This is a genomic window from Streptomyces sp. NPDC107517, from assembly GCF_055582645.1.
The window spans coordinates 35178-41778 of sequence record NZ_JBVJPM010000041.1 but is presented as its reverse complement, the minus strand read 5'-3'; the positions used below and the strand labels follow the sequence as shown (position 1 = coordinate 41778).

Annotated in this window: 8 protein-coding genes and 3 pseudogenes; 3 read left to right on the top strand and 8 right to left on the bottom strand. The window is 67.1% G+C overall.

The window, feature by feature from the left end; translation table 11 throughout:
- Positions 1 to 118: 118 nt before the first annotated feature.
- Positions 119 to 526 (top strand): transposase, encoded by a 408-nt coding sequence (locus tag ACZ67T_RS42105; protein ID WP_469991831.1) that lies wholly within the window; start codon positions 119 to 121, stop codon positions 524 to 526.
- Between the two features lie 31 nt (positions 527 to 557).
- On the opposite strand, the gene ACZ67T_RS42100 is transcribed toward ACZ67T_RS42105, so the two are convergent.
- The 4 genes and pseudogenes from ACZ67T_RS42100 to ACZ67T_RS42085 all read right to left on the bottom strand — a co-directional run bounded on the left by ACZ67T_RS42100 (position 558) and on the right by ACZ67T_RS42085 (position 3207).
- Complete coding sequence (locus ACZ67T_RS42100; protein WP_469991829.1) at positions 558 to 872, bottom strand: hypothetical protein; 315 nt, start codon at positions 870 to 872, stop codon at positions 558 to 560.
- Positions 869 to 1066: a YlcI/YnfO family protein gene (locus ACZ67T_RS42095; protein ID WP_469991828.1), complete on the bottom strand. Its 198-nt coding sequence runs from the start codon at positions 1064 to 1066 to the stop codon at positions 869 to 871. Before ACZ67T_RS42095 ends, ACZ67T_RS42100 begins: the two co-directional genes overlap by 4 nt.
- Positions 1067 to 1578: 512 nt before the next feature.
- Positions 1579 to 2388 (bottom strand): annotated as a pseudogene (locus ACZ67T_RS42090) (RNA repair domain-containing protein); the annotation flags it as partial.
- 276 nt (positions 2389 to 2664) lie between these two features.
- The gene (locus tag ACZ67T_RS42085; protein ID WP_469991827.1) at positions 2665 to 3207 is read right to left on the bottom strand and encodes an SUKH-4 family immunity protein; all 543 of its coding nucleotides are present in this window, start codon (positions 3205 to 3207) and stop codon (positions 2665 to 2667) included.
- An 81-nt stretch (positions 3208 to 3288) separates the two neighbouring features.
- On the opposite strand from ACZ67T_RS42085, the pseudogene ACZ67T_RS42080 reads away from it, so the two are divergent.
- Positions 3289 to 3437, top strand: a pseudogene (locus tag ACZ67T_RS42080) (transposase family protein); the annotation flags it as partial.
- A gap of 85 nt (positions 3438 to 3522) precedes the next feature.
- Here the strand turns inward: ACZ67T_RS42080 and ACZ67T_RS42075 are convergent.
- Both ACZ67T_RS42075 and ACZ67T_RS42070 read right to left on the bottom strand, forming a co-directional pair.
- Entirely contained in the window at positions 3523 to 3825 is a 303-nt protein-coding gene (locus ACZ67T_RS42075; RefSeq protein ID WP_469991825.1) for a hypothetical protein, read from the bottom strand.
- Positions 3826 to 3965: 140 nt separating this feature from the next.
- Positions 3966 to 4469: pseudogene (locus ACZ67T_RS42070) on the bottom strand (RNA-guided endonuclease InsQ/TnpB family protein); the annotation flags it as partial.
- Between the two features lie 25 nt (positions 4470 to 4494).
- Between ACZ67T_RS42070 and tnpA the strand changes: the two are divergent.
- Positions 4495 to 4911 (top strand): IS200/IS605 family transposase, encoded by a 417-nt coding sequence (tnpA, locus tag ACZ67T_RS42065; RefSeq protein WP_469991823.1) that lies wholly within the window; start codon positions 4495 to 4497, stop codon positions 4909 to 4911.
- A 298-nt stretch (positions 4912 to 5209) separates the two neighbouring features.
- Here the strand turns inward: tnpA and ACZ67T_RS42060 are convergent, their stop codons facing one another.
- Positions 5210 to 5497, bottom strand: coding sequence for a hypothetical protein (locus ACZ67T_RS42060; RefSeq protein WP_469991822.1), 288 nt, complete (start codon positions 5495 to 5497; stop codon positions 5210 to 5212).
- 318 nt (positions 5498 to 5815) lie between these two features.
- Positions 5816 to 6583 carry a transposase gene (locus ACZ67T_RS42055; protein WP_469991820.1) on the bottom strand — a complete coding sequence of 256 codons (768 nt, stop codon included), beginning with the start codon at positions 6581 to 6583 and terminating at the stop codon, positions 5816 to 5818.
- Positions 6584 to 6601: the final 18 nt, after the last annotated feature.

Genomic DNA, 6601 nt, shown 5'->3' with positions numbered 1-6601 from the left:
TGAGACCGCCCCCGCACGATCGAAGTCCCGCTACACTCCCGCCACCCGGCGAAAAGACCAGGTCAGACAGCGAAATCCTGCTGGAGTACTAGGACTTGTCGTCAAATGATGATCTTGAGTGGTGGATCATGGTCGGTTGATACGTCGTCATGAACTATCCGATGCCGAGTGGGAGTTCGTCCGTCCGTTGCTGCCAGCGTCCTTGCGGGGCCGCAAGCGGTTGGACGACCGAAGGGGCCTCAACCCGATCATGTGGAAGTTCCGCAGCGGCACGGCCTGGCGGCGGGATGTGCCGCTGCGGTACGGATCGGTCGAACAGGACGCCCCTGTGACTGCCCCGGCCTTCGAAGAGGTCACGTACAAGCCGCCCACGTGCCGGGCCTCCTTCACCGGTCCCTGCGCGGGCCCGCGGTGCGAGAACACGACCCAGACATACGGGCCGGCCGCGTACGGCCGCCCGGCCAGCCCGCTGTGCAACGTCTGCCTGGCGAAGGTCGAGGCCGGGCGCATCAAGCCCGCGGGCTGAGTCTCGGAGCCGGACGGCCCCGTCCCAGGAGTTAGAGGTCGAGGACAGCGCGCAGCGCGGCGTCCACGCGGGTCATCACGGCGGGGGCGACGGCACCCTGGAGGGTGGCCTCGGTGAAGCGCGTCGAGCGGAGTTGCTGAAGGTTGACGGCGACGGCGGTGGACGGGACCGGGTCGTCGATGACGACCGACATCGCGGTATCGGGGTAGCGGCCCGGGGGGTGCAGCACGATCGCGAGGACGGCGCCGTACGCCTCGTCGAGGCCGGTCAGGGAGACGACCAGGACGTCGCGGCCGTCCGGCGCGGGCAGGGTCCAGATCTCGCCGCGCTTGAGCTCTGACGTCACAGAGCGTCGCCCTCGCCGGCCAGGTCCTGGCCGAGGCCGAGCGCGGCGAGCTGGTGACCGGCGTCGAGGGTCGCGGCGCGACGGGCGGCACGGACGATGTACGCGTTGGTGGACAGCCCGGCCGCCTTCGCCGCCTGCCTGATCGCGGGCGCGATCTCGTCGGGGACGCGGAGCGTCATCGAGGTAATCGACATGACACCAGACTAGACACCGAAAAGCGGTGGCGTCATGTGATGCTCAAGGCGCGCGTGCGGGCCAGGGGCAAAGCCGTAAGGGGTGGGTTGTAGGGTCTCGCCGCTCGTTGCCAAACGCACGTGCCCGTGACCTGCTGGTCTTGAAGCCGTATCCCGCTGTGGCCAAGCTGATCGGTCTCAGAACGGCGGCAGATCTCCGCTTCGGATGGCCCCGGACTCCTACCTCGGACACCAGGCGCAATGTAGGTGCGTCTTCGCTGGTCAGCGGTTCGGCCGACTGTGAGGGAGGAACACTGCCACCAGCTTCGTCGAGCCGGTGCACCGCCTCGACGGCGGCCCGCTCGCCCGAGTCAAGATCGGCGAGCGTCTTCTCGGCCGCGTCGCTGCACAAGGCGTGGGTGCGTACTCATGACTTCGTTGCATGCCGGCCGGGCCGGCCGAAGCCCGTGTGCGTCTGACTAGACGGGCGGTGAGGGCGGAGGATTGCCCGGAAGGGCCGGATTCTCCGGGTGGCGTACGTCGCCGCTGCCGAGCAGGACGCGGGCCCGGACCCGCATCGGCTCGTCGCCGCGCCGGGAGAGCACGACCAGCTCGTCGACCCGGGCCGTCATGGGGCCGAGGAGGGCCTCCACCTTGCGTGCCAGGAGGTGCGGGTCCGGGGTACGGCCGAGGGACAGGTGCGGGGTGAAGCCGTGCGAGCGCGATCCGCACAGAGGGAAGCGGAGCTCCAGAGACTCCCGCAGCCGCGCCCAGGGCTCGCGGTCGGCGGCTGCCGGGTCGAGCCAGACGGTGGCGTCCTCGCGGTGTCCGAACCAGTGGACGCCCGCCAGGCGGGCCAAGAACGGCGGCGTCTCGGCGAGCGCCGCGGCGACCAGCGGCAAGGCCCGGGCGAACTCGGCCTCAGGGACGAAACCGAAGAGCACATTGACGTGCGGCGGCCAGCGGCGGATCTGCCGGTCGTGTGCGCGGCGAATGTGCTGGATCGGTGGCCACAACTTTGCCGGCGGCAGCCAGGCGACGGCGGTGCGGTTCGTCGACGGGACGGCGAGGACGTCGCCGGGTGCCAGGTCCGGCACCGGACCGACCTGCCCGACGAGGGTCTCGTCAAGCCGGTCAATGCCGGAGGCGCGGTCCCAGACGACCTGGCCGTCCGCCTCGAAGAACACCACCCGGTGCCACGGGATCTCCCCGCCCGGCACGAAGTCGCCGAGCAGGACCCGCTTCGGAGGTGCGCCGCGCTCGGCGACCCCCATCACGAACCGCTCGGGGTCGAAGCGCGGGTCCCAGAGCACTCGGTGGTAGATCTCGTCGCTGGTATGCACGTCAGCACCTGCCCTCGACTCTCAGGGTGACGCGCGCCCGGTCGCCCCTGCAAATCAACGCCCGGCCCGCCCACCTCACTGCGGTTACGGCAAGAGAGCGAGAGACACCGGCGGTTTTCACCCCGGACTGAAGGAGACCGAGGCCGTGACGGCTTTCAGTGGGTCGGATCCGGGGATGGGGCGGGCTCATTTCCCGGCGCCGTATGCGGTGGGGGTCGGCCAGGCGTGGGGCGCGGCGATGCGGCCTCCGTCTTCCCGGCTGACCAGGTGTGTGCTCTACCAGATTCCGTCGATGACCTCTTCGAATACGAGGCTCCACTGAGAGTCCTGGACTGCGAACGGGAGCGGGTCGAACTCGGAGATCTGGGCCCGCAGTCCGTCGACGCGGTCTTCCACGTCGACGCCGTCGGCGGTCTCCAGCTCCTGGCGGAGTCCCGCGAACTTTGTCAGAGAGTAAACGAGGGATTCGACGTCGCGGTGGATCGGTGTGTAGACCAGCTCATCTTCTCCGTCGCCCAGCGCGTAGATCATCCCGGTGTCCGGGGCGAGCACAAGCGTGGTGTCGGCGAAGAGGCCTAGTACGAGCCAGTCGTGGCACTCCTTGGGGACCGTTCCCCGATTGCTGTACCACTGGGCAACGTTGATGGAGTCGGTGGCGGTAAGGCTGGCCTTGGACATGAACCACTCGGTGTCAGGAAGCCCGACGCTGCTGAGCAGGAGCGCAGTTCGGCTGTTCATCCGGTTGTGCGCCGCGTTGTAGCGAGGGAAGAAGACGACACCTGACAAGCCGAACACGGATCCTACCTCGTCCGGCGTCACGGCAAAGTTCATACTGGGACCTTTGTGTCGCTGGGTGATGGCGTCTGGTGGACGCTATCGTCCGTGGTGGCCCTGAGCTCGGACCGGGCAATGCTGGTCACGGCGTACTGGCGCACAAACTGACGTTGCGGCAGCTCGTCCTGCTGTTCGAGGTGTCCAAGTCCGCGGCGGACCTCGTGATTCACCATCTCGGGCCGATACTCGCGCTCCAGCCACGCAAGCCGTTCGCCCTCGGTGACCACACCGGGAGAGCTTCCGCCTGCCAGGCCGATTGCCAACTCCACGGCTCTCCTGTGCTCCCAGTGGCGGGACGGGTCACGGTCGATGGCCGAGGGATACGGTGTCCAGCGTCTCCATGACGATGCGGCTCCCGTTGAACTTATAGACGACGAGCTCGACATGACGGCATTCGACCTGCCCAAGGGCGAGGTCCCGGCGCTCGCCCACCCAATCCACGACGGCCTGCGGATTGGTCAATGGACGCGTGAAGTGCACCAGCGTTGAGTACCAGATGTTGCGGTCGAAGTCAGCCTCCAGCCAGCCGTCTTCGCCCAACGCGTCTTCGTAGGCGTCATACAGGCGCTCAATAGCGTTGCCCGACGGTTCAGCGCACAGCAAGATGCAGCCTGGTGTCAGGGTCAGCCCTTACAGAGTCAGCTGAACGGGGCCGACTGCCGTCGCCGCTGTCCGCAGCGCAGCCATTTGACGTGCATCCTCTCCCTGAAGGGAGGGGATTCTGGTCTTGCGGTCCGGTGCTGCCGTCCGGCCGCGTCCTTGATCACGGTGACGCTGGAGGGGGCGGAGGGCAGCGTGCGGGACCAGCGCACCGGGACCTTGCCGATGCCGGGCAGGACGAGGCGCCCCTTGTCGTCGATCTTGAATCGGGCATTCTTGGTGAAGCGGATGGACTGCCGGGCATCCTTGCGGGACTTGAACACCGGCGGGCCGGTCTTCGGGCCTTTGCGCTCGCCTTTCAGGCTCGCGAAAAACGCAGTGTAGGCCGCCGCCAGGTCCCGCAGGAACTGTTGCAGCACTACTGCCGAGACCTCGGCCAGCCAGGCCCGCTCCGGCGTCAGTTTGGCCTGGGTGATCCATGTGGCCGACAGCTCGGCCATCGACGGGACCTTGAGGCCTTGGGTCCGGGCGGCCTCGCGGGCCGCGAGTGCATCGTTGTACACCACCCGGCAGCACCCGAACGCGCGGGCCAGCGCGCCACGTTGGCCCGGCATGGGGGTGAGCCGGAAGGAGTACCGGAGCTGCATGAGCACCAACCTACACATTTGGGTTATGGCCGAAATGCAGAAGATCAGAACTGGTCGGCACTGCGCGTTCATGATGCACGTCCACTTGGTCTTCGTGACCAAGTTCCGGCACACGGTGTTCACGGATGCTCACCTGGTGCGGATGGAGGAGATCATGCGGTCGGTGTGCGCGGACTTCGAGTGCGAGCTGGTGGAGTTCAACGGCGAGGACAACCACGTGCACCTGCCGGTGAACTTCCCGCCCAAGGTCGCCGTCACCAAGCTGGTCAACTCCCTCAAGGGGGTCTCCTCGCGCCGGCTGCGCCAGGAGATTCCCGACCTGGTACGGCACTACTGGCGGGCCAACAAGCTGTGGTCGGGGTCGTACTTCGCCGGGAGCGTGGGCGGCGCACCACTGAGTGTGGTCAGGCAATACATCGAACAGCAGAACCGGCCGGCCTGAGCACTGCCCGGCTCCGCCGGGGCCGAGCTGTCACGGCGCTCGGCGCCGTGCGCGGTCATCTGATTCCCTTCACCCTCGGGCTGAAGCCCGGCTGAAGCCCGAGGCACTACGAATGAAGCCGGTAGCCGAAGAAGTGACACGCCGGGTCTCCGACCTGCAGTCACGTAATCGATCAACGCTGTGACCTGCTGCTGAACTGTCGGCAGTGGTCAGCGTTGGTCACCGTTGAGCGCCCTTCCACCACCCCGAGACGGCCCGGAGAGGGTGCTCCGTGGTGCGATGACTGCGCCTTGTCGCCTCAGTCTGACTCACGTGCCCACGCATAGGGCATCTGGTCGGTGGTGTCGATGACCCACGGGTCCGGGTAGCGGGCAGTGCATCCGGTGCAGCGTGCGACGAACGTCCCGACCTCCGGGTTCGTCAGAATGCTGTAGTGCGACGACGGTAGCGCGCGGACCATGTAGCCGTTGGCGGTCGTCTCGAGCGACGGCCAACGGGGCGAGCACGTACAGGGCGTTGCCCTGGCGAACGTCTCGTCCTTGGGCGCATGATGGGTGTTCTTGAACGTTCTGTAGAGCTTCTTCAATCCCCGCACAGTGCCCTCGCATTCTGTGATCGTCTGCCGTGGACGATCACTTAGCCCCTCCCTGGAGCGGATACCGTACATCGGGTCAACTCCACCGGGCCGGGCGTTTCCCTGTCCCCTCGGCCCACCACTCACCCCGGCTCCCATCCCGTCCGCCGTCAACCCACACACCGTAGTGCGGGCGTGGTTCGTGCAAGATCGGAATCCGCGACGCAAGCGCCCGTTGCGGTCGCATGATGCGCCGGACAGAACCTAGCTAAGGCTTGTCCCGCAATGATCTTCGGGTGAGTGTCGGCCGGTCACGGCGCGATGGCCGCCCTATCCGGAGAGGTTGAGGTTGTACAGGCGGGCGACGCCGAGCATGGCGTGGTGGACGCCGTCCCCTTTGAGGCGGCAGTCGCGGAGGATCTTCCAGGTCTTCATTCGGGCGAAGGTGTGCTCGACGCGGGCGCGGACCTGCTTGTGGGAGCGGTTGTGGTCCTGTTTCCAGTTGGACAGTTCCTCGCCGGCCCGGCGGCGGTGCGGCATCACGAGTCCGGTGCCTGGATAGCCGCCGTCGGCGATCGTCACGGTCTTGCCGACGGTGGCCTTCGCTCCCGATTCCTCCCAGGCTCTGCAGTCGTTGCGGTTGCCCGGCAGCGGCTGGCCGACCACGACGACGCGACGGGTGTCGGCGTCGATGACAACTTGGTGGTGGGTGGAGTACCGGTAATTCTTGGACTGCTCGGCGACTGCGTGGTCGCGGGTGGGCACCAGGGTGCCGTCCACGATAAGGACAGTGTTCTTCGCGAACCGCTGTCTGGGCTGAAGCGCGAGAAGCGGGCCGAGATGGCTGATGATCCGATCGGCCGCCGACTTCGAGACGCCGAACAGCGGGGCGAGTTGGCGCATCGTCAAGTTCGTGCGCCAATACGCCGTCACGAGCAGCACCCGGTTCTCCAGTGTCAGGCCCCACGGCCGGCCGCGCCGTACCGTTTCCGCGCCCTCGCGCCGCAGTGCGGTCGCCAACCTGTCGAAGCAGCGCGGGCTCAGCCCGGTGAAGGGGGTTATCCAGGACGGCTCGGACGCCGTGATCACACCAGCCACACCAAGATCATCACATCG